The organism is Thermomonospora sp. CIF 1, assembly GCF_001896795.1.
GTDB classification, from domain to species: domain Bacteria; phylum Actinomycetota; class Actinomycetes; order Streptosporangiales; family Streptosporangiaceae; genus Thermomonospora; species Thermomonospora curvata.
This window is the reverse complement of the sequence record NZ_MOYN02000016.1, coordinates 84,620-105,435: the sequence shown is the minus strand read 5'-3', so window position 1 is coordinate 105,435 and position 20,816 is coordinate 84,620. Positions and strand designations below refer to the sequence as shown.

Here is a 20,816-nt window from a genome sequence, read left to right as displayed (position 1 = left end):
CTGCCACTCGGCCGGCGCACCCCGCGCCGGGCGGGCGCCGCACGATGATGCGGGCGCGGTAGGGGACGTCAGTCCTTGGTCCAGGGCGTGTAGTCGACGATGTTCCAGGGCAGCGTGAACTCGTAGATCACCAGGTAGGCGATGACCAGGGCGCCCACCAGCACGCCGCCGGCCACGCCCAGGATGGTGTTGCGCCGCCGGGCCCTGGGGTCCAGGGCCTTCTCCTTGGCCTTCTCGGCGGCCGCGCGGGCCCGGCGCAGCGCCCGCTTGGCCCAGGCGAACTCGGTGGCCAAGATGGCCAGGCCGACGATGATGCCCAGCATGCCCGGCCCGGGCGTGATCATCATCACCAGGCCGCCCAGCAGCACGGTCACCCCGACGGTGAAGACGCCGATCCGCCAGGTGGTGTTGAGCAGCCGGTTGCGGCGGATGTATTCGCGGAAGCGATGGAACCTGCCGGAGACGGCCCTGGTGGCGTCCTCCACGGCCGCTTCGGCTTCCTCGACGGCCTCTCCGACGGCTGCGGCGGTCTGATCCATCAGTTCCGATGCGCCCCGCCGCTTCTCGTCACGGTCCATCGCCACCTCGAACCCCATGCACTCTCCCCCGGCTGTCGCGGGTCGAATCGGTCCTGCCCCCGTCCGGAATGCTCATCAGCGTACTCACCGGGTACCGAGGAGCTTCGGCCCCCTGGAGTGTCCCCAAGGTCGATTCCGGACGACTCACCGGTAGGACGCCGAAGATCGGACCGAAGTTCGCCACTGAGCCGAATCTGATTCTTTGGCGGTGGCCGCATCGGGCCGCCGGGCGCGCCCCGGCAACCGGCGGGGCCTGAAACACGTTCACAGTGCGGGTCCACGGTGCGGCCATGGAGGGTCCCCAGCACGTCCCCATCGCCCATCTGCAGGGCGTTTGCCCAGGTCAAACCCGGTTTTCGGGGAAGTGATATAGATCACACAACCCCCTGGAGGTGGAATGTTCCCACAAGTTCCGGCAGTTACGCGTCATAGATCGCGGGGACATCCGTGGAAAGGGAGTTCAGCTCCGGTGGTTGCCCCGCGTGCTCGCGGGACCGACGTTCGAAGGATTGGCCATGGACAGCAGTAGGACCATCTCAGCCGAGCTTGGCCTCCGGCTCGTCGTTCCCGACCGCACGACCGTTCCGCTGCTCGCCGAGGTGGAGTACGCCACCGACGATCCGTACGCCATCCGGATGTCCTTTTACGTGGGCAACGACGAACCGGTGGAATGGATCTTCGCCCGCGAGTTGCTCACGGTCGGAATCGTGCGCCGGGTCGGGGACGGCGACGTGCAGGTCTGGCCCGCCGAGCCCGGCGGCGACCGCATCGTGCACATCGCGCTGTCCTCCCCCTTCGGCGACGCCCTGTTCGAGGTGCCGCTGCCGCCGCTGGCGGAATTCCTGCACCGCACCTACCGGGCGGTGCCGGCGGGCCGGGAGGCGGAGTTCATCGACATGGAGGCCGAGCTGGAGAACCTGCTGTGGCCGTCTTGACCGGGTGAAGGACGCCGCCGGGACCGTGCGTCCTCACTCGTCCAGCAGCGCGATCTGCCGCATCTTGTTCATCGCATCCAGCGCCGCCACCTTGTAGGACTCCGCCAGCGTGGGGTAGTTGAACACCGCGTCGACCAGGTAGTCCACCGTCCCGCCGCAGCCCATCACGGTCTGCCCGATGTGAACCAGCTCGGTGGCCCCGGTACCGAAGACGTGCACCCCCAGCAGGGAACGGTCCAGCGGCGACACCAGCAGCTTGAGCATCCCATAGGAATCGCCGATGATCTGCCCGCGCGCCAGCTCCCGGTAGCGCGCCACACCGACCTCGAAAGGGATCTTGGCGGCGGTCAGCTCGTCCTCGGTGTGCCCCACGAAGCTGATCTCGGGAATGGTGTAAATCCCGATGGGCTGCAGCTCGTGAATGCCCCCGGCCGGCTCCCCGCAGGCGTGGTGAGCGGCCAGCCGCCCCTGCTCCATCGACGTGGCGGCCAGCGAGGGGAAACCGATCACATCGCCTACGGCGTAGATGTGCGGGACGGCGGTGCGATAACAGTCGTCCACGGCGATCCGGCCGCGCTCGTCGGCGGTCAGCCCCGCGGCCTCCAGCCCCAGGTCGTCGGTCATGCCGTGCCGTCCGGCCGAGTACATCACGGTGTCGGCCGGGATGCGCTTGCCGCTTTCCAGGATGGTGATCGCGCCGCCCGGGCGCTTTTCCACCGCTTTGACGTTCTCCCCGAACCGGAAGGTCACCGCCAGGTCGCGCAGGTGGTATTTGAGCGCTTCCACGATCTCCAGATCGCAGAACTCCAGCATCCGCTCCCGCCGCTCCACCACCGTGACCTTGGTGCCCAGCGCGGCGAACATGGAGGCGTACTCGATGCCGATCACCCCGGCGCCGACCACCACCATGCTGTCGGGGATGCGTTTCAGGCGCAGGATGCCGTCGGAGTCGATGATGGTCTCATCGTCGAACTCCACGGACGCGGGCCGGGCCGGCCGGGTGCCGGTGGCGATGACGATCTTGTCGGCGGTCAGCTCGCGCCGCTGCCCGCCGCCGTCGGTGACCTCGACGGTGTGCGGGTCCAGGAAACGGGCGGTGCCGGTCACCACGGTGACGCGGTTGCGGGCCAGCTGGCTGCGGATCACGTCCACCTCGCGGCCGACCACATGCCGGGTGCGCATGCCCAGATCGGCGACGGTGATCTCCTCTTTGACCCGGTAGCTCTGGCCGTACAGCTCGCGCTGGTTGAGGCCGGTCAGGTACAGCACGGCCTCGCGGAGGGTTTTGGAGGGAATGGTGCCGGTGTTGATGCAGACACCGCCGATCATGTCCCGCCGGTCGACGATCGCCACCCGGCGACCGAGTTTGGCCGCGGCGATCGCCGCGCGCTGCCCACCGGGCCCGGACCCGATGACGAGGATGTCGAAGTCACGCACCCCTCAAGTGTCGCCATACCGGAATGAACACAGAAGAGATCGTCCGGAACGTGCCAAATCGGTGACCTTCCGGGCCGGCGCGGCGACCGGGCCGGTCAGGGGTCGGAGTGCTCGGCGGCGCGGGCGGCGAAGGTCTGCATGACCTTGGCGGTCACCGGGCCCGGCGCGGCCGGCAGCACGACGTCGTCGATGGCGGCGATCGGCTGCACGTCGCGGGTGGTGGAGGTCAAGAACGCCTCCGACACGGAGGTGAATTCCGACAGCGGCAGGTTCTCCTCCTCCCCGCCGCACCACTCCAGGACCAGCTCGCGGGTGACCCCGGCCAGGCAGCCGGACGACAGCGGCGGGGTGATCAGGCGGCCGTCGCGGACCACGAAGACGTTGGAGCCGGTGCCCTCGCACAGGTCGCCGGCCAGGTTCCCGAAGATCGCCTCGCCGCCGCCGCGCTTTTTGGCGTACGCCAGCGCGATCACGTTGTCGGCGTAGGAGACGGTCTTCAGCCCGGCCAGCGCGCCGTGCTCGTTGCGCCGCCACGGCACCACGCAGACCTTGGCGGTGGGCGGGAAGGGCTTCTGCTCGGCCGCGATGATGGTGGCGGTGGTCCCCTCGGCGCCGCGGTCGGAGCCCAGCGGGCCGGGTCCGCTGGTGTAGGTGATGCGGATCCGGGCCAGCGGCCAGTCGGGGGCGGCGGCCAGCACCTCGGCCACGCCGGCCCGCAACGCCTCGGCGTCCGGCTCCGGCAGGCCCAGCCCGGCCGCCGAGCGGGCCAGCCGCCGCAGGTGGCGGCTCAGCGCGAACGGCTCGCCGTGCACCGCCTTGACGGTCTCGAAGACCCCGTCGCCCACCAGCATCCCGTGGTCCCACACCGAGACCCGGGCGTCCTCAGGGTCGTGCAGCTTCCCGTTGACCCAGACCTTCACCTGCCGCCACCTCCAACAGCCGAGCCGCCTTCAGCTCGGTCTCGCGCCACTCCCGGACGGGCTCAGAGCCCCACGTTATGCCCGCGCCGGTGCCGAACTTCAGCAGGCCCTCCTCCGCCCAGAAGGTGCGGATGCCCACCGCCAGGGCGCCTCGCCGGGCGTCGGCGTCCACCCAGCCGACGGCACCACAGTACGGGCCGCGGGGCACGGGTTCGAGTTTCTCCAGCAGGGTCAGCGCGCTGGATTTGGGGGCGCCGGTGACCGAGCCGGGCGGGAAGGTCGCCGCGATCAGCTCCGGCCAGCCGGCGCCCGGCCGCAGGCGCGCCCGCACCGTGGACACCAGGTGCACCAGCCCCGGGTGCTCCTCGGTGGCGCACAGCGCCGGCACCTGGACCGAACCGATCTCGGCCACCCGCCCCAGGTCGTTGCGGACCAGGTCGACGATCATCACGTTCTCGGCGCGGTCCTTGGGCAGCAGGTCGGCGCGGGTGCGCCCGGTCCCCTTGATCGGCCGGGACTCCACCACCCGCCCGTCGCGCGACAGGTACAGCTCGGGCGAGGCGCAGGCGATCTGGACGCCGGGCGCCCGCAGCGTCATCGCATACGGTGCGGGGTTGCCGCGGGCCAGCAGCGCGCCCAGCCCGGCGATGTCGGCGCCGGCCGGCAGCGGGGCCGACAGCACCCGGCACAAGTTGGCCTGGTAGACGATCCCGTCGGCGATGGCCTCCCGGATGGCCTGCACGCCCGCCACATAGCCGTCCCGGTCCAGCGAGCTGCGCCACTCCCCCGGCGGCCGCCAGGGGGCGCGCGGCAGCGGCGCCGGCCGCACCCGGGAGAAGCGGATGCACGTGACCTTGCCTTCGTAGGTCACCACCACCGCCCACCAGCCGCGGGAGTCCAGCGCCGCCGGATCGTCGGTCAGGTCGGCGAGGCCGGTGGCCAGCAGCCCTCCGACGTGGGCGAAAGCCTCCTGCATGCCCCAAGTGTCCCGCTGCGGCGCGCCGGCGCCGCAGCCGGGCCGCGCAAACCGGTTTGGGATCGGGCCGTAAGTTCGCTAATCTTTTCTGCGTCACCGAGCGGAGGCCCGCGGGGCGGCCGCAAGGGACGTGCGGACGTGGCTCAGTTGGTAGAGCATCACCTTGCCAAGGTGAGGGTCGCGGGTTCGAATCCCGTCGTCCGCTCTGAGAGGCCACACACCGCGGCCTCCCTCGGTGGAGTGGCCGAGAGGCGAGGCAACGGCCTGCAAAGCCGTGTACACGGGTTCAAATCCCGTCTCCACCTCTGAGGGCGATTAGCTCAGTGGGAGAGCGCTTCCCTGACACGGAAGAGGCCACTGGTTCAATTCCAGTATCGCCCACGGAGCGGGTGAACCCGCTCGCCGGCCCAGGTCGGCTCCCGGCCCCGCGGCGTTCGCGCGGGGCGTCCTCCGGGTTTCTGAGGTGCACGGTTCCGCCCATTCCCATACGGGACGGGCGTGAGGTTTCCAGATCTTGAGAGGTTCGGGGCCTGGGCGGGCCCGTCGTCGATCGCTCAAGCCGCCGGGTTCTGTGACGGCGCTCGCCGTGCCGTCCCGGAGCGCTCTGAAATCGGTGCAACCCGTGGGGACATCTCCGGTTTCTTGACCTTTCAGGGCCGGGCTTGAGGCTCTGCGGCTTTTCTTCTTGGCCACTCTTGTCTTCATTCTGAAGATTTCTGAGACCTTGGGATGTTCTGTACGGAGAGTGAACGCAGGGCGCCAAAACAGGGCGTTGGCCGGGAAGATTCACTTTTGCGATGGGCGGGTATGAAGATCGTCTGAGGAGATGTTTCCGAGGCGATCTTCCGCCCGGAACCCGGCGGGACGGCCACGCCGGGACCGAAGACCCGGCAGGGGTTTTCGGTGGAGCCGCGGCGGCCCGTGGTGGTGCATATTGGAGAGGGCGCCGCGCGGGCTGAACGGGCTTGGGAAGCGCTTTGGGTTCTCTTCACGGGCGCCTTATGCCCGCTAAGGGACACTTGCTGTGGATTCCTGGGACGTTGGTCCTTCAGGGTCCTCCGGTGAAAGTAGGAGAATGGGTTCCATGTTGATGGAAACGTGGCTTGCCGCCCTTGCCAGCAGCGGTGCCGACGCATCGGCACACGTCGGTGCGGATGGCCGGGTCACCATCGCGATCCGGGGGGAGATGGACCTGGCCAGCGCCGGGTCCTTGTACCGGCGGGCGCGTGCCGCGCTCAGCGAGGCGGACGGGGACGTGCGGGTCGACCTCGGTGGGGTGACCTTCTGCGACGCTCAGGGGCTGAGCGTCCTGGTCCGCATCGCCAACGACGCCCAGCGGCAGGGCGGGCGGGTCCTGCTGGAGCGGGTGCCGCCGAACGTGGCGCGGCTGCTGCGGATCACGGGGCTGGACCGCAGGTTCCCGATGAGCGCGGGCGCTCCGTCCATTCCCGAACCGCTCGGCTGAGAAAGCCGGCGGCTCTTTGGTCTTCTTGCATCGTCGATACGTCCGGAGGTCCGCCGCGAGAAAACCGGCTCCCAGCGGCGAGGCGGCCCGCACGCCGAAGGCCGGTGCCGGCGGTCTCCCCACCGGGTGAGCCCACCGCTGAAAGAGGTGTCCCGACTATCGGCGCGCGGCGTGCCGGCTGTTCGGGGCGCGGCGTCCATGGCGTCGGCGGGTGGTCGACGCTCACCCGGTTTTTTGATCTTCCCGTCGTCTGCGGCCCTCGAGGGCGGCATTCGTTGATCATTGCCCATGCGCACCTTGCGGGCGGGGCGGCGGATTGCGCATTTCGCCTCCGCCGCTCTCTTTTCACCACGCCGTCATTCACAGGACGAGACGGGGAGGCTCCTGCCCCGGCGGCTGAGGCCCGGTGCGAAAGGGTTCACCGGAGGTCTTCCGGCACGCCGTGATCGTTTCCGGCGTGCCGGAGGCGGCGAATCCGCTTCGCCTATTCGACGCCCCGTCTCCCCGGCAGGGGCGTCCATACGGTGGCCCGGGACGGCGCGGAGCCGCCGAGACCCCGCGTCCAGAACCTTGAGTGACCAGGGCGCCGGCCGGAGATCAGCGGCGGGGGCCGACCACGGCGACCGGGCAGGCGGCGTGGTGGATGACGCCGTGGCTGACCGAGCCGAGCAGGACGCCGCCCAGCGGGCTGTGCCCCCGGGCCCCGACCACCAGCAGGTCGGCGCGGCGGGAGGCGTCGACCAGGGCCTGCACCGGGTGCTCGCGCACCACCTCCTGGACGACGTGGACGCTCTGGTAGCGCTCCTGCCAGCGGTCCACGATCTCCTGCAGCTGAGCGCGCAGGCCCTGCTCCAGCCGGCTCGCCTCGTCCCGGTCGCCGGCCGCCAGCAGCAGCTCGGCGAGCTGGAAGGCGTACCGCACCCGCAGCCGGGCGCCGCGCAGGGACGCCTCGTCGAAGGCGTAGGCGAGCAGCTCGTCGTTGTCCCGCCCGTACAGGTCCACTCCGGCGACGATCTCGCCGTGGACGGGGTCGGGGGTGCCGCGCACGATGACCACCGGCCCCTGGGCGTGGCCGGCGACCCGCAGGCCGGTGGAGCCGAGCAGCAGGGAGGCGAAACCGCCGTGCCCGCGGTTGCCCAGCACCATGGTGAACGCCTCCTTGGCCTGCTCCAGCAGCACCACCCGGGGCAAGCCGCGTTCCAGCCGGGTGGTGACCGTCAGGTCGGGGTGGAGGTCGCGCGCCAGCTTCTCGGCCTCGGCCAGCACCTGGCGGCCGGCGTCGACCTGGTGGTCGGGCACGTCCTGCGGCCGGGGGCCGGGCAGGGGGTAATCCCGGGGGACCTCCTGGAGCACGTGCACGATCCGCAGCGGCAGCCGGCGGCGCGCCGCCTCGTCGGCCGCCCAGCGCACGGCCGCTTCCGCCTGGGGAGAGCCGTCGGTGCCGACGGCGATGGCGGGCAGGGACACGGTCATGGTCGTCCTCCTTCGGTCCGCAAGGACTCATCCGCAAGGTCGGTGCGGACGCGCGGCCGGGCGCCGGGCGGGCGCGGCAGGCGGCGGTCTGCCGTGCCAGGCCGCGCCCGCCCGATCGGGTTCGCCGGCGCCGTGCCGCTGCCCTCAGCCTCCGCCCGCCCGCGGCGGCGGGTCAGGGCCGATGGTCCCGGCCCGGCCGGACGGAGGACCCCTGCCGGGCGGTTCAGGAGGCGGGGACGACCACCACCGGGCAGCGGGAGTGGTGCAGCACCGCGTGGTTGACCCGGCCCAGCGCCATGCCGCCGGGCAGGCCGTGCCTGCGGCGCGCGCCGACCACCACCAGGGCGGCGTCTTGCGAGGCGGCCACCAGGGCGGCCGCGGCCTTGCCCTCCACCGGCCGGCGCTCGACGGTCAGGTCGGGGTACCGGCTGGTCCATCCGGCCAGCGCCTCCGCCAGGTGCATCTGCTCGCCGACGCGCTGGCGGGGCGAGCCGTAGCCGGTGCCGATGGCGTGCAGGGCGATCAGGGCGGCGCCGCGCCGGTCGGCCTCGGCGAAGGCCCAGCCGATCGCGTGCTCGGCGGAGCGGCCCTTGTCCACCCCGAGCACGATGCGCCCGGGAGCCTGCTCGGGATCGGGTGCGCTCTCGGGGACGACCATGATCGGGCAGGTGGCGCGCGAGGCCACGAACAAGCCCACCGAGCCGAGCAGCAGCCCTTCGAAACCGCCGCTGCCGCGGGCGCCCACGACGATCAGCGAGGCGTTCTCCCCGGCCTTCACCAGGGCCTGGACGGGGTCTTCGGCCGGCAGTTCGGTCTCGACCCGGCAGCCGGGCCGGCGCCGCCGGGCGCGCTCGGCGGCCCGCTCGAGCCATCCGGTGCGCTCGGCCTTGAGCGCGGTGCGGGCCTCCTCGGTCAGCGCCCCGTCCCATGCCAGCAGGCGCGAGGCGTGCACCAGCCGCAGCGGCGCGCCCAGCAGGCGGGCCTCCTCCACCGCCCAGTCCAGCGCCCGCAGGCTGCGGGCCGAGCCGTCGATCCCCACGATGACCGGCGCTTTCATCGCGCACCTCCCCCTGCCGGCGGCCGGCGCCGCCGGCTCCTCGCACCGCCACGGTATGCCCGGGTCACGGCGGGCACATGAGTCCAAGGTCCCGGTGCCGCGGAGTCGGGACGGAGGGTCCCCGGTGCGGGGACTTTCGCCCCTGATCCTGCCCGTTGCCCGGTTTTTACCGTCGAGGCAGCGGACTGAGGGAGGACGCCATGAAGGGTCGCAGAGTCCAGGAGCTGATGACCGAGAACGTCGTCAGCGTCCGTGCCGAGACCCCGTTCGTCGAGATCGTCGAGCTGATCGAAGAGCACCGCATCGACGCGGTCCCGGTGGTCGACGCCGACCGGCGCGTCATCGGCATCGTCAGTGAGAGCGACCTGCTGCACAAGCAGGAGTTCGGCGGCCCCCGGCGCACGCCCTCCGGTCTGCTGGGCGCCCTGCGGCGCCGCCGGGCGCAGGCCAAGGCCGGTGCGGTGAACGCCCGGGGTCTGATGACCACGCCGGTCATCACCGTCTCCCCGCAGGCCACCGCGGCCGAGGCGGCGCGCATCATGGCCCGCCACAAGGTCGACCAGCTGCCGGTGACCGACGACGACGGCCGCCTGGTGGGCATCGTGGCCCGCTCGGATGTGCTGCGCGTCTTCCTGCGCTCGGACGAGGAGATCCGCGAGGACGTGGTGGAGCAGGTCATCGTCCGGACGCTGTGGCAGGACCCCTCCACGGTCCAGGTGCGGGTGCACGACGGCGTCGTCCATCTCAGCGGGCGGGTGGAGACCAAGAGCCTGATCCCGATCCTCACCCGCTTCGTCGCCGAGGTCGACGGGGTGGTGGACGTGACCGAGGAGCTGACCTACGAGTTCGACGACAGCGGGCGCGTGCCCATCCCGCGGGCCTGACGAGCCCTAGGCGGGGTACGGCAGCACGCCCAGGCGGTGCAGCAGTCTCCGTCCCAGCGGGATCCGCAGGGCGGCGTCGCGGTCGTCGCCGACGTCGATGTTGAGGGCGAAGGTCCAGATCCGGCCGTCGCGTTCGACCCAGCCGACCCACCAGCCGATGCCGGGGTCGCCGGCCGTGCCCCAGCCGGTCTTGGCGAACAACGCGTAGTCCGCGGTGCGTTCGACGCGCAGCAGGTCGCGGACGAGGCGCTGGTGGCGGCGGGAGGCCGGCAGCCGCCCGGTGGCCAGGCGCGCCAGGAAGCCGGTCTGTTCGAGCGCCGAGATCGCCAGCGGCCCGTCCAGCCAGAAGCGGTCGAGCGCCGTGCCGGTCTGCCGGTTGCCGTAGCCGAGCCGCCGCAGCCAGTGCCGTTCCCGTGCCAGGCCGATCCGGCGGGCCAGGGTTTGGAACACCGGCACGTTGGAGGCCGCGATCGCCTCGCGCAAGGTCATGTCCCGTTCCCATTCGGGACGGGGCTGGGGCCGTCCCCCGTAGGGGATCACCTCCTCGGCGTCTGCGACCGCGCCCGTCTCCAGGGCGATCAGGCTGTGGGGGATCTTGAAGGTGGAGGCGGGCACGTAGCGGCGGGCGGCACGTTCGCGGCCGACCACGGTGGTGCGGCCGCTTTCCGCCTCCATCAGCACGAACGTTCCGGTGACGGAGGCCTGGCGGAAGACCTCCAGCAGATCGTCGCGGACCTGCGGGGACGCCGGCCGGCTGTGCGGCGCGGTCGCGGTGGTGCTCTGCGCGGCCCGCGGCGGGGTGGCGGGGGCCGCGCAGGCGGCGCCGAGGAGCGTCAGCGCGGTGAGGACGGCGGCGATCCGCCCGGTCCGCGGACGCCGGGGGGCCGGTGCGGGACGGTGAGGTGGCATGGCCGAAGCTCCTGTCGCCGGTGACGGGCCGGGGCGGCCCTTGCGTGCTGCAGGGTTCATCCTCGCGGCATCCGGGCGGCGGTGACCGGCGACGCCGCGGCCGGATCCGGACCCGGGTACCCCCTGGGGTATATTGGCAGACATGCGGATGAACGAGGCCCTGGTCGGTGATGCGCTGACCCGGCTCAAGCGCGCCCAGGGGCAGCTGGCGGCGGTGGTGGCGATGATCGAGCAGGGCGAGGAGTGCGAGAAGGTCCTCACCCAGCTGGCCGCGGTCTCCAAGGCGCTGGACCGGGCCGGCTTCAAGCTGGTGGCCTCCGGGCTGCGCCACTGCCAGGCGGCCCGCGAGCGCGGCGAACCGGCCCCGATGAGCGAAGAGGAGCTGGAGAGGCTCTTTTTGGCCCTGGCCTGACGGCCGCCGCCCCGGCCGGAGCCCAGCCGGGGCTTTTACGCGAGCTTTACATACCCCCGGGTGTATAGCCCCTCCCCCCGGTCACATTCCGGCCGAGGCGGCGGCATGTCCCCTAGATACCCCCCGGGGTATACGAGAGGTGATCGACGATGGAGGTCCTGTCCTTCCGCACCCCCGGCCTGGGAGACAGCACCCACCTGCTGATCCACGAGGGGATCGGGGTGCTGGTCGACCCCCAGCGCGACATCGACCGCTTCCTGGAGGCGGCGGCCGAGCGGGACGTGACGCTGCGCTTTGTGGCCGACACCCATCTGCACAACGACTACCTGTCGGGCGCGGCGCAGGCCGCCGCCCGCACCGGCGCCGAGCTGGTGCTGCCCGCCGGGGCGGCCCCGGCCTACCCCTGCACCCCCGCCTTCCACATGGAGGACCTCAAGGCCGAGGGGGGCCTGGTGCTGCGCCCGCTGCACACCCCCGGCCACACCCCCGAGCACACCAGCTACCTGGTGCTGGTGGAGGGGGAACCGGTGGCGGTGTGCTCCGGCGGCAGCCTGCTGGTGGCCGCCGCCGGGCGCCCCGACCTGCTGGGCCCCGAACGCGCCGGGACGCTGGCCCGCCTGCAGTACCGCTCCCTGCACCGCCTGGCGGGCCTGCCGCGGAACGTGCTGCTGCTGCCCACCCACGGGGAGGGCTCGCTGTGCACCTCCGGCGGGGCCGGCCGGTACGTGTCCACCATCGGCGAGGAAGTGGACTCCAACCCCCTGCTGGCCCTGGCGTCCGCCGAGGAGTTCACCGAGCGGATGCTGGCCCGGCCCCTGCCGATCCCGGCCTTTTACCGGCACATGGGACCGGCCAACCTGCGCGGCGCGCCGCCCATGCCGCCGCTGGAGGTTCCCGCGCTGCAGGCCGCCGACCTGGCCGGCCTGCCGCCTGAGGTGCAGGTGGTCGACATGCGGCCGCGGCGGGCGATGGCGGCCGGGTTCGTGCCCGGCTCCACGGGCATCGAGCTGGGCGAGGACTTCGGCCTGTGGGCGGGCTGGCTGCTGCCCCACGGCGCGCCGATCGTGCTGATCGCCGAGCCCGGCCAGGACGTGGCCGAGGCCGTCACCCAGCTGGCCCGCATCGGCTTCGACCGGGTGCGCGGCGTGGTCACCGACCTGACCGGTTCGCGCACCGCCCGTTTCGAGATCGCCGGGCTGCGGCTCTTTGCCGCGCTGGCCCGCCTGCCCGGCGCGCAGGTGCTGGACGTGCGGACCCCCGCCGAGCGCGAGGAGGTCGCGCTGCCCGGCGCGATCTGGCGTTTCCTGCCCGACCTGGTGGAGCAAGGCGTGCCCGAGGACCTGGACCCGGCCCGTCCGGTGCTGGTGGCCTGCGCCTCCGGCCGCCGCTCCACCATCGCGGCGACCGTGCTGCACCGGGCCGGGTTCGCCCCGGTGGTGCTGTCGGGCGCCGGAGTGACCGAACTGGCGGCCCTGGCCGCCCTTCCCGGCTCCGGCCGGAGGTAGCCCGGCCGGTTCCTTCCCCCTCGTTCCAAGCGACAGAAAGGTGATCTGCTTGTCCGTGATCGACGTGACCGCCGCCCGGGAACTGATCGCCGCGAACCCCGACGTGCTGCTGGTGGACGTGCGCACCCCCGGCGAGTTCGCCGGCGTGCACATCCCCGGCGCCGTCAACCTGCCCCTGGACCAGGTGGAGGCCCACCTGGAGCGGATCGTCAAGGATGCCGGGGGCCGCATGATCCTCATCTGCCGGTCCGGGGCCCGCGCCGAGCGGTGCCGGCGCACGCTCCAGACGGCCGGGGTGCACGACGCCCTGGTGCTGGAGGGCGGCATGAACGCCTGGATCGCCGCGGGCGGCCCGGTGGTGCGCGGCCGCCCCCGCTGGGACCTGGAGCGGCAGGTCCGCCTGACGGCCGGGGGGATCGTGGCCGCCTCCATCGCGGCGTCGCTGCTGTGGCCGCCGGCCCGCTTCGTCGCCGGGCTCGTCGGCGTCGGGCTGGTGGTCGCCGCGATCACCGACACCTGTGCGCTGGGAATGCTGCTGGCCAAGCTCCCCTACAACCGTCCCGCCCAGGCCGGCGGCGGCCACGAGGGTCTGGAGCGGCCGGCCGGGGCGGAGCGATGAGCGGTGCGCTGCTGCTCACCCTGGCCGCCGCGGTCGCCATCGGGCTGGCCCTGGGCGGCCTGGGCGGCGGCGGGTCCATCCTGACCGTGCCCGTGCTGGTGTACCTGGCCGGGGCCGACCCCCGGCAGGCCATCGCCATGTCGCTGGTGGTGGTCGGCGTCACCTCGGCCGTCGCGCTCGTCCCGCACGCCCGCGCCGGGAACGTGCGCTGGTCCACCGGGCTGCTGTTCGGCGCGGCGGGCATGGCCGGCGCCTACGCCGGCGGGTGGCTGGCGCAGTTCGTCCCCGAAAGGGTGCTGCTGGCGGGGTTCGCGGTCATGATGCTGGTCACCGCGGCGGCGATGCTGGGCCTGTGCTGCGCGGCCCGGTCGCCGGCCCCAGAGCGCGCCGAAGGCCGCCGGCCCTGGCCGAAGATCCTCGCCGAGGGCGCCGCCGTCGGGCTGGTCACCGGGCTGGTCGGGGCGGGCGGCGGGTTCTTGGTGGTGCCCGCGCTGGCGCTGCTGGGCGGGCTGCCCATGCCCGCGGCGGTGGGCACCTCGCTGCTGGTCATCGCGCTGAAGTCGGGCGCGGCGCTGGCGGGGTACCTGCATTCGACCACCGTCGACTGGCCGCTGGCCCTGGCCGTCACCGCCCTGGCGGTGGCCGGCAGCCTGGCCGGGGCCAAAATCGCCCGCGCCGTCCCGCCGGGAGCGCTGCGCAAGGGCTTCGGCTGGTTCGTGGTGGTCATGGGCGTCGGCGTGCTGGCCTCCCAGATCGCCGCCGCGGCCTGACCGGCGCCGCCTTGAGGAGCGGACGCGGTCTACAGGGCGGGGGCGTCCCAGATGGGGAACCAGCGCGTCAGGTCGGATTCGACCGGCAGCTCGCCTTCCAGGCGGGCGCGGATGCGCAGCTCCAGCTCATTGTCGCGGGTGTGCGGGCCGGTCTGCGCGAACGGGTAGAAGGTGCCGCGTTTGAACAGGTAGACCAGGCCCGCCCGGCGGCTCCCATCGGGCCGGTGCAGCCCGATGACGGTGCACAGCAGGCTGGGGCCGAAGCCGAAGCCCTGCAGGGTGGAGTTGACCGCGTGCAGGTCGGTGACCAGGTCGGCCGGGTCGTCCGGGGAACGGTGCAGGACGATCCAGTCATAGCCGTAGGAGTCGCGGAGGCAGGTGGCGGGCTCCTCCCCATGGTCGGCGTCGACCAATGCGATGGCCTCCTCGCGGGCCTGGGCGGCCAGGGCGCCCTCGGCGGTCTTGAAGCAGACCCCGCCGGTTCCGGTGGGCTCCAGCCCGAGCGAGGCCTGCAGCGCGACCAGGGCCGAGGGCACCGCGAACAGCACGTCCAAATTGGCCTCGACCGGTTTGGTGCGGCCCAGCAGCGCGTCCCAAAAGCCCATCAGCGGCCCGCCTCCTCGATCTCGCGGGAGAGCCGCGCCAGCTGGGCGATGCGGCGCTCCAGCGGCGGATGGGTCATCAGCAGCGCCGCCGGCCCCGCCCGGGAGGTGATCGCCGGGGCGAAGAAGAAGGCGTTGAACGCCGAGGCGGCCCGCAGGTCCCGGTCGGGGATGCGGGACATGTCGCCGCTGATGCGGGTCAGCGCCGCGGCCAGCGCGGAGGGACGCCCGGTCAGCATGGCGCCGGCCCGGTCGGCGGCCAGTTCCCGGTACCGCGACAGGGCACGGGTCAGCAGGAAGCTGATCGCATACACCGCCGCCGACACCAGCAGCACCACCGCGACCACCGGGAAGCCCTGCTGGTCGCGTCCGCGTCCGCCGCCGAAGAGGCCGGAGTAGAAGGCAAAGCGCGTCATCAGCCCGGCCAGCACGCCCAGGAACGAGGCGACCGTCATCACCGCCACGTCCCGGTGCGCCACGTGCGACAGCTCGTGGGCCAGCACGCCCTCCATCTCCCGGGCGTCCAGGCGCCGCATCAGCCCGGTGGTCACGCACACCACGGCGTTCTTGCGGTTGCGGCCGGTGGCGAAGGCGTTGGGCAGGTCGGTGTCGGCGATGGCCACACGGGGCTTGGGCATGTCGGCGGTGGCGCACAACCGGTCGATCAGGCCGTGCAGCTCGGGCGCCTGGCGCGGGGTGACCTGGCGGGCGCCCAGCGCGGCCAGGGCGATCTTGTCGGAGAACCAGTACTGCGCCAGCAGCAGCCCGCCGGCGATCAGCATCACCGCCAGCGCCGATTTCAGCCACGCGACCAGGGCGGCCACGAACAGCACGTACACCAGCCCCAGCAGGAAGACCGTCCACACCATCCGGACGGTCAGTCCCCTGTCGGGCCTGAAACGCGTGCGCACCGTCGTCCTCCCCGGCTTGTGCCCGGCGCCTTCCCCTGCCCGGTTCCCCGATCGGCGGGGTTCATGTCGCGGGCGCCGCGCCGCTCCCCCTCCAGAGCGCGGCCGCCGCCCGCCCGGGACCGGCCGGTCAGCCCGCGATGAGGCCGCGGTCGCCCAGCAGCCCGGCGACCTCCTCCAGCGCGGTCGCCCGGTCGGGCAGGATCATGTCGGAGGTGACGAACGCCTCGGTGGGCACCGGCGTGCCCAGCACCCGCACCGCGTTCAGCAGCCTCCGCAGCGCGATCGCGCACCCCTTGCGGTCGCCGGCGCGGACCGCGGCGTTCAGCTCGGCGTCCAGCGCGTTCAGCCGTGTCAGCTCGCCGTCGGGCACGTCGTATTGCCGCTCCCCCAGAATCCGGATGATCATCGCCCCACCTTCCGCGGACCGGGACTGCCCCCGTTGCCCTCATGCTGGCCGCCCCCCGGAGCGGCAGAGCAGGGTCAGAGGTCCCAACCGGTGGGGCGAAAGACCGTCCGCCGCGCCTTTCGGCACGCCGTTCCCGCAGACCGGGACGGGGATGTCACCGCCGGGAGCGAGAGCACGCCCGGCATCGGGTTCCCCGCCCCGCCTCAAGGCCCGGGCATGGCAAAGGCTCACCGGGACGGCGGGCGGGTCCGCTTCAGCGGGCCTCGACGAGCTCGGCGAGGCGGTCGTAGCTTTCCTCGACGCCTTCCCGCATGCCGGAGGCGGCCATGCCGTCGCGGTCCTCCACGGACTGGTAGACGGCGACGGTGATCAGTTCGGTCCCGCCGCCCGCGGTCCGCCGGAAGGTCGCCGTCTCCAGGGAGACGTGGCCGGGCAGGCCCTCCCACTCGAAGGTCTGCACGATGCGGTGAGGGGCCCGCACTTCGTGGAAGACGCCGTGGAAGCCGTGCTCCCGGTCTTCTGCGCGGTGGACGTACCGCCACGAGCCGCCCGGCTCGGGGGTCCAGCGGTCGATGGCCGTCTCGTATTCGCGCGGCCCCAGCCAGCGCGCCACGAGCCGCGGGTCGGTGAAGGCCTCGAACACCGCCTCCGGGGGTGCGTCGAAGACCCGCTTCATGACGATGTCCTGCCTGCCTGGTTCGATGATGAACTCGGTCTTCACGGTCCGGCTCCTTTTCTCGGGCATCCCATAGCGTTGGGATCTCCCACGTGAGCCGGTCGAACCAGCGGATTTCATGGCGCTCGGCCCGGCGGTGCCGCGGGAAGGGCCGGGGCCTGTTCAGCGCGCGCGGTCGGAGACCGGCCATACGTACGGCAGATCGTCGGGCACCCCGGGAAAGAGCGGCCCGTAATACGCCGGGTCCTTGCGCAGCAGGGACGACTGGTGGCTGCGGTGGAAGGCCGGGTCGCCCAGCCAGGGCGGCAGTTCCCCGGCCTCCGCCAGTTCCCGCTGGCTGCGCACCTCGGTGACGCCGGTGGCCGCGGCCAGCTCGGCACGCAGCGTGGCGGCGCAGGTGTCGGCCCGTCCCTGCGCGCACCACCTGCGGCAGATCTCCAGCCCGTAGCGGACGAGCGCCTCCTCATAGCCGGCCCACATCCGCACCGCCGGATGCCGCCGCCAGCCGTAGCCGGGGACGGTCAGGCCCCGCAGCACCTGGATCGTCTCCACTCGCTGCTTGCCCAGCCGCCGGGCGTCCAGCACCACGGCGGTGGCGGCGAAATCGGCATGCGGCAGGAATGTCTGCACGGCGCCGGCCTCAGCGTTCCCCGTGTCCCACCCCTCCATTGTCCGGCATGTCCTCTTCCCAGGTCAGGGTGGAGTTCCAGGGCCGGCGGCGCAGCCTGCGCCCCCGCCGCCCCGGGCGGGAAAGAATCCGGGCGAGCACCGAGAGTGATCGCTCTTTACCGAATCGTAGCCCGAGGGAGTTGCCCGTTCGCCAGGTGGCCGCCCCGGCCGGGACGGTAGAAATGATCAATGCCGGGCGTCCCCGGTCGACCACCCCATGCCACGAACGGAGCCTTCTGCCGTCATGCGCAAGCGCACGCTGCTGCGACCCCTCCTCGTCCTCGCCGGCCTGGTCGGCGCCGGAACGCTGGTGCCCCTGGCGATCTCCCAGGCCGCGGCGGTCGAGCACACCGAGACCTACCGGTACGGCTCACATGCGCGGCAGGCCCTGGACGCCTACTGGAACACCCCCAAGGAGGGCACCCAGCCGGGAATCGTCATCGTCCACGGCGGCTACTGGAACTCCGGGCGGCGCACCGACTGGAAGTCCACCGCCGAGTGGTACGCCCAGCGCGGCTTCGCGGTCTTCGCCGTCGACCACCGTTACAACACCGACGCCCCGTGGCCGGCCCCCCGCGACGACCTCTACCAGGCCATCACCTGGATCAAAAGCCACGCCGGCACCTTCCGGCTGGACCGGGACCGGATCGCGGTGATCGGTTCGCAGGCCGGGGGGCATCTGGCCACCCAGGCCGGAACCCACGCCGGCGAGGCGGCCCGGGTCCGCGCCGTGGTCGGGCTGTCGGCGGTCGTCTCCCCCGAGCGCGCCTACCGCGAGGCGCAATCGGCCACCGACGCCGCCCGCCGCGCCCTGCGCGACCAGAGCCTGATCCTGGCCGGCTGCACGCCTCTGAGCGGGGAGCGCTACTGCCTGAACCGCTTCCGCGACATGGACTCCGCCGCCCACGCCGGCGCCGGCGACCCGCCCATGCTGCTGATCCACTCCAGCGGCGACGCCGTCCCGGCCTCGCACGGCGAGTCCCTCAAACAGTCCCTGGCCGCCGCCGGGGTGCACGATGTGACGGTACGGACCGTGCCGGGATCGGCCAGCGGCGGATCCCTGCTGTCGGCCTCCCCCGAGCTGCGGACGCAGATCCTCGAGTGGATCCGCTCCCGCACCGGGGCGCGCAGCGTCCCCTCCCCGCAGGCCCCGTCCGCCGGCCGGGAGGCACTCGCGCACGCCGAACGCGTCCCTTCCAGCAGAACCGACGACGACGGCGCCCTCATCGCCGCCCGGACGCCGGTCACCGGACGGGTGGAGCGCACCTTCAGTTACGGCCCGCACCGGCGGCACAAGATCACCGCCTACTTCACCCGGAGCAAGACCCCGCGGCCGGCCGTCGTCCTCATCCACGGCGGCTACTGGTATGAGGGGGACAAGTCGTCCTACGCCGGTTTCGCCCGCCAGCTCGCCGACAAGGGCTATGCGGCCTTCGCCATCAACTACCGGCTCAACACCCAGGCCAGATGGGCGGCCCAGCGCAGGGACGTCCTCACGGCCCTGCGCTGGGTGAGGTCCCGGGCCGCCCGCTTCGCCGTCGACCCCGCCCGCATCGTGGTGGTCGGCAACTCCGCCGGCGGGCACCTGGCCTCCATCGCCGGAACCCACTCCACCAGCGCCCGCCTCGTCAAGGCGGTGGCCGCCACCTCCCCCGTCGCCAACCCCTACCGCGCCTACCTGGACGGGCAGAAACCGAACGCCAGCGCGCAAAAGCGCAAGCTCCGCGACGCCGCCGTCCTGCTGGCCGGCTGCACCCCGAACCGCAACCGCCCCGCCTGCTGGCGGCGCTGGGTCGACATGGTCAGCTTCCAGCACGTCTCCAGCGGCGACGCCCCCATGTTCCTGGTGCACTCCAAGCGCGACTTCGTCCCGCCCGTGCACAGCGCCCAGCTCTGCCGGCACCTGCGCGCCCGCTCGGTCAAGTGCACGCGGCTCACCGTGGCGGGCAACGCCCACGGTATGGCGGTGCTCTCCAAACCCGCGGTCCGCAACCGGCTGCTCAAGTGGATCAAGGCGAACGCCTGAACCGTCTTCGGCGGCGGGCGGTCCGGCACGGGCCGCCCGCCTTCTGCCGTTTCAACCGCTGAGCCTGCGCAACAGCGGCTCCACGAACCACAGCCACAGCGCCAGCAGCGCCGTCGCCACGGCGGTGAGCGTCGGCAGCACCCCGTCGAACAGGTAATCGAGCACCAGGAGCGTGGAGGCCGTCATCGCCACCGCCAGCGCCAGCGCGCCCATCCAACCGTAGAGGTTGGAGCGGTGGACGAGCGTCTCCTTCATGCCCCGGCGGAACAGGATCCGATGCTGAACCCCCGGAGCGATGAAGAACATCGAGGCGACGGCCGCCGCCACCAGCGACACGTAATACAGCCAGCGGTCCGTCTGGGACACCTTGGCGAACCCCGGGGAGAACGGCACGGTCAGCAGGAACGCGAACAGCACCTGCACTCCCGTGACGGCGACCCGCAGCCCCTGAAGGAGCTCCACGAAGTTGCGGTCGGCGCGTTCGGCGGGACTCTCCGGGCCCGAGGTGGATCTGGCCGGGGGTCTTTCAGATGCCATCTTCCTTCCCTACCTCCCCCATGGCGAGGCAAACGCGATCACCCCCCGACCTCGCCGGGTGCGCATTCAGGCGCGGATTCCGCTACAGTTACCTGTGCACGCACCGGGCAGCGCCCGGAGCAACAGGCGGACGTGGCTCAGTTGGTAGAGCATCACCTTGCCAAGGTGAGGGTCGCGGGTTCGAATCCCGTCGTCCGCTCTGAGGGGCCACGCACCGCGGCCTCCAACGGTGGAGTGGCCGAGAGGCGAGGCAACGGCCTGCAAAGCCGTGTACACGGGTTCAAATCCCGTCTCCACCTCTGAGGGCGATTAGCTCAGTGGGAGAGCGCTTCCCTGACACGGAAGAGGTCACTGGTTCAATTCCAGTATCGCCCACTCGGACCTGGGACCAGTGTGGTCGGCGACTTCGGTCGCCTTCCCCGCTGGTCCTCGTTTGTGTTGGCCCGGGGGGCGACCCCCGGACCCCCGGTGTGGGGGCTCTGCCCCCACGCCCCCGGTTTCTGCAGGGCTCCCGTTGCTTTTGATTTTGACAGGGGTGTGAGGTTGGGAGCTCTGAGTCTCCGTCGTTGGTCACACGTCCACGGTCGCTGTGCAGTGCCAGCCGTTTGGGGTCTTGGTGACGTGCAAGTCGGCTCGGGAGACCGCTTTGGGGACGGCTCCGAGGGTGGGGAGGCGGGTGGTGTCGGTCATGGTGCATCTCGCCTGAGAGCCGTGCAGGGTGATCGATAGCGGTAGTTCGGCGTGGGCGTCCATTCGGTAGATGAGTTCCTCCAGGAGCGACAGCAGCAGGTTTTCCGGGTCGTTGTTTTCCAGGGGGAACTCGCGGACGGCGGTGGGCTTGGCGTGGGAGAGGTCGGTGAAGCTCTCCACCATGGCGCGGGCGGCCTCGGTGAGGCATTCCTGCAGGGTGGGCGCCCACGCTTCGATGCGCATGTCCGCGGTGTGCGGCAGGGTGCGGTGGCCGGCGGCGGGTGTGCCGTCGGGGTTGCGTGGAGCGGGCTGACCGGTTCGGTCGGGTGAGGAAGCCACGCGTCCTCCCTTTTGGGCTT

At 72.2% G+C, this 20,816-nt stretch carries 22 protein-coding genes and 6 tRNA genes; 14 read left to right on the top strand and 14 right to left on the bottom strand.

Going from position 1 to position 20,816, the window contains the following annotated elements; genetic code table 11:
- Window positions 1-68 precede the first annotated feature (68 nt).
- Complete coding sequence (locus tag BUE48_RS10175) at window positions 69-596, bottom strand: PGPGW domain-containing protein (protein WP_012852400.1); 528 nt, start codon at window positions 594-596, stop codon at window positions 69-71.
- A 497-nt stretch (window positions 597-1,093) separates the two neighbouring features.
- Between BUE48_RS10175 and BUE48_RS10170 the strand changes: the two genes are divergently transcribed.
- A complete protein-coding gene (locus tag BUE48_RS10170) occupies window positions 1,094-1,513 on the top strand; it encodes an SsgA family sporulation/cell division regulator (RefSeq protein ID WP_012852399.1) in 420 nt (139 codons plus the stop codon).
- A 33-nt stretch (window positions 1,514-1,546) separates the two neighbouring features.
- Here the strand turns inward: BUE48_RS10170 and sthA are convergent, their stop codons facing one another.
- The 3 genes from sthA to BUE48_RS10155 all read right to left on the bottom strand — a co-directional run bounded on the left by sthA (window position 1,547) and on the right by BUE48_RS10155 (window position 4,846).
- Window positions 1,547-2,950: a Si-specific NAD(P)(+) transhydrogenase gene (gene sthA, locus BUE48_RS10165; protein ID WP_012852398.1), complete on the bottom strand. Its 1,404-nt coding sequence runs from the start codon at window positions 2,948-2,950 to the stop codon at window positions 1,547-1,549.
- A gap of 95 nt (window positions 2,951-3,045) precedes the next feature.
- Window positions 3,046-3,870: an aminotransferase class IV gene (locus BUE48_RS10160; RefSeq protein ID WP_012852397.1), complete on the bottom strand. Its 825-nt coding sequence runs from the start codon at window positions 3,868-3,870 to the stop codon at window positions 3,046-3,048.
- Window positions 3,833-4,846 (bottom strand): chorismate-binding protein, encoded by a 1,014-nt coding sequence (locus BUE48_RS10155; RefSeq protein ID WP_012852396.1) that lies wholly within the window; start codon window positions 4,844-4,846, stop codon window positions 3,833-3,835. The genes BUE48_RS10160 and BUE48_RS10155 overlap by 38 nt, the downstream gene beginning before the upstream one ends.
- A gap of 132 nt (window positions 4,847-4,978) precedes the next feature.
- Here BUE48_RS10155 and BUE48_RS10150 point away from each other — a divergent pair.
- The 4 genes from BUE48_RS10150 to BUE48_RS10135 all read left to right on the top strand — a co-directional run bounded on the left by BUE48_RS10150 (window position 4,979) and on the right by BUE48_RS10135 (window position 6,311).
- Window positions 4,979-5,051: transfer RNA gene (locus tag BUE48_RS10150), tRNA-Gly, on the top strand.
- 29 nt (window positions 5,052-5,080) lie between these two features.
- A tRNA-Cys gene (locus tag BUE48_RS10145) sits at window positions 5,081-5,151 on the top strand.
- A 4-nt stretch (window positions 5,152-5,155) separates the two neighbouring features.
- Window positions 5,156-5,227, top strand: a tRNA-Val gene (locus tag BUE48_RS10140).
- 694 nt (window positions 5,228-5,921) lie between these two features.
- Window positions 5,922-6,311, top strand: coding sequence for an STAS domain-containing protein (locus tag BUE48_RS10135; protein ID WP_052305479.1), 390 nt, complete (start codon window positions 5,922-5,924; stop codon window positions 6,309-6,311).
- A 597-nt stretch (window positions 6,312-6,908) separates the two neighbouring features.
- On the opposite strand, the gene BUE48_RS10130 is transcribed toward BUE48_RS10135, so the two are convergent.
- The gene (locus BUE48_RS10130; protein ID WP_012852394.1) at window positions 6,909-7,784 is read right to left on the bottom strand and encodes a universal stress protein; all 876 of its coding nucleotides are present in this window, start codon (window positions 7,782-7,784) and stop codon (window positions 6,909-6,911) included.
- 223 nt (window positions 7,785-8,007) lie between these two features.
- Window positions 8,008-8,841 (bottom strand): universal stress protein, encoded by an 834-nt coding sequence (locus BUE48_RS10125; protein ID WP_286989704.1) that lies wholly within the window; start codon window positions 8,839-8,841, stop codon window positions 8,008-8,010.
- Window positions 8,842-9,041: 200 nt separating this feature from the next.
- Between BUE48_RS10125 and BUE48_RS10120 the strand changes: the two genes are divergently transcribed.
- The gene (locus BUE48_RS10120; protein WP_012852392.1) at window positions 9,042-9,725 is read left to right on the top strand and encodes a CBS domain-containing protein; all 684 of its coding nucleotides are present in this window, start codon (window positions 9,042-9,044) and stop codon (window positions 9,723-9,725) included.
- Window positions 9,726-9,731: 6 nt separating this feature from the next.
- On the opposite strand, the gene blaOXA is transcribed toward BUE48_RS10120, so the two are convergent.
- A complete protein-coding gene (gene blaOXA / locus BUE48_RS10115) occupies window positions 9,732-10,634 on the bottom strand; it encodes a class D beta-lactamase (RefSeq protein ID WP_286989703.1) in 903 nt (300 codons plus the stop codon).
- 142 nt (window positions 10,635-10,776) lie between these two features.
- On the opposite strand from blaOXA, the gene BUE48_RS10110 reads away from it, so the two are divergent.
- The 4 genes from BUE48_RS10110 to BUE48_RS10095 all read left to right on the top strand — a co-directional run bounded on the left by BUE48_RS10110 (window position 10,777) and on the right by BUE48_RS10095 (window position 13,940).
- Window positions 10,777-11,046, top strand: coding sequence for a metal-sensitive transcriptional regulator (locus BUE48_RS10110; RefSeq protein WP_012852390.1), 270 nt, complete (start codon window positions 10,777-10,779; stop codon window positions 11,044-11,046).
- A 149-nt stretch (window positions 11,047-11,195) separates the two neighbouring features.
- Window positions 11,196-12,551, top strand: coding sequence for an MBL fold metallo-hydrolase (locus BUE48_RS10105; RefSeq protein WP_012852389.1), 1,356 nt, complete (start codon window positions 11,196-11,198; stop codon window positions 12,549-12,551).
- Between the two features lie 49 nt (window positions 12,552-12,600).
- Window positions 12,601-13,170: a rhodanese-like domain-containing protein gene (locus tag BUE48_RS10100; RefSeq protein WP_012852388.1), complete on the top strand. Its 570-nt coding sequence runs from the start codon at window positions 12,601-12,603 to the stop codon at window positions 13,168-13,170.
- Window positions 13,167-13,940, top strand: coding sequence for a sulfite exporter TauE/SafE family protein (locus tag BUE48_RS10095; RefSeq protein WP_012852387.1), 774 nt, complete (start codon window positions 13,167-13,169; stop codon window positions 13,938-13,940). The genes BUE48_RS10100 and BUE48_RS10095 overlap by 4 nt, the downstream gene beginning before the upstream one ends.
- Window positions 13,941-13,969: 29 nt before the next feature.
- Here the strand turns inward: BUE48_RS10095 and pspAB are convergent, their stop codons facing one another.
- The 5 genes from pspAB to BUE48_RS10070 all read right to left on the bottom strand — a co-directional run bounded on the left by pspAB (window position 13,970) and on the right by BUE48_RS10070 (window position 17,165).
- Window positions 13,970-14,545, bottom strand: coding sequence for a PspA-associated protein PspAB (pspAB, locus tag BUE48_RS10090; protein ID WP_012852386.1), 576 nt, complete (start codon window positions 14,543-14,545; stop codon window positions 13,970-13,972).
- Window positions 14,545-15,453, bottom strand: coding sequence for a zinc metalloprotease HtpX (gene htpX, locus BUE48_RS10085; protein ID WP_012852385.1), 909 nt, complete (start codon window positions 15,451-15,453; stop codon window positions 14,545-14,547). Before htpX ends, pspAB begins: the two co-directional genes overlap by 1 nt.
- A gap of 127 nt (window positions 15,454-15,580) precedes the next feature.
- The gene (gene pspAA / locus BUE48_RS10080) at window positions 15,581-15,859 is read right to left on the bottom strand and encodes a PspA-associated protein PspAA (protein ID WP_012852384.1); all 279 of its coding nucleotides are present in this window, start codon (window positions 15,857-15,859) and stop codon (window positions 15,581-15,583) included.
- Window positions 15,860-16,112: 253 nt separating this feature from the next.
- Entirely contained in the window at window positions 16,113-16,580 is a 468-nt protein-coding gene (locus BUE48_RS10075; RefSeq protein ID WP_286989702.1) for an SRPBCC family protein, read from the bottom strand.
- A gap of 117 nt (window positions 16,581-16,697) precedes the next feature.
- Window positions 16,698-17,165 carry an MSMEG_6728 family protein gene (locus BUE48_RS10070; RefSeq protein WP_012852382.1) on the bottom strand — a complete coding sequence of 156 codons (468 nt, stop codon included), beginning with the start codon at window positions 17,163-17,165 and terminating at the stop codon, window positions 16,698-16,700.
- Between the two features lie 283 nt (window positions 17,166-17,448).
- Here BUE48_RS10070 and BUE48_RS10065 point away from each other — a divergent pair, with 283 nt between their 5' ends.
- Window positions 17,449-19,230 carry an alpha/beta hydrolase gene (locus BUE48_RS10065; RefSeq protein WP_286989701.1) on the top strand — a complete coding sequence of 594 codons (1,782 nt, stop codon included), beginning with the start codon at window positions 17,449-17,451 and terminating at the stop codon, window positions 19,228-19,230.
- A 51-nt stretch (window positions 19,231-19,281) separates the two neighbouring features.
- Here the strand turns inward: BUE48_RS10065 and BUE48_RS10060 are convergent, their stop codons facing one another.
- Entirely contained in the window at window positions 19,282-19,767 is a 486-nt protein-coding gene (locus BUE48_RS10060) for a DUF6328 family protein (protein WP_286989700.1), read from the bottom strand.
- A 126-nt stretch (window positions 19,768-19,893) separates the two neighbouring features.
- Between BUE48_RS10060 and BUE48_RS10055 the strand changes: the two genes are divergently transcribed.
- The 3 genes from BUE48_RS10055 (at window position 19,894) to BUE48_RS10045 (ending at window position 20,142) form a co-directional block, all read left to right on the top strand.
- Window positions 19,894-19,966 (top strand) — tRNA-Gly (locus BUE48_RS10055).
- Window positions 19,967-19,995: 29 nt separating this feature from the next.
- A tRNA-Cys gene (locus BUE48_RS10050) sits at window positions 19,996-20,066 on the top strand.
- 4 nt (window positions 20,067-20,070) lie between these two features.
- Window positions 20,071-20,142: transfer RNA gene (locus tag BUE48_RS10045), tRNA-Val, on the top strand.
- A gap of 195 nt (window positions 20,143-20,337) precedes the next feature.
- Here the strand turns inward: BUE48_RS10045 and BUE48_RS10040 are convergent.
- A complete protein-coding gene (locus BUE48_RS10040; protein ID WP_012852379.1) occupies window positions 20,338-20,796 on the bottom strand; it encodes an archease in 459 nt (152 codons plus the stop codon).
- Window positions 20,797-20,816: the final 20 nt, after the last annotated feature.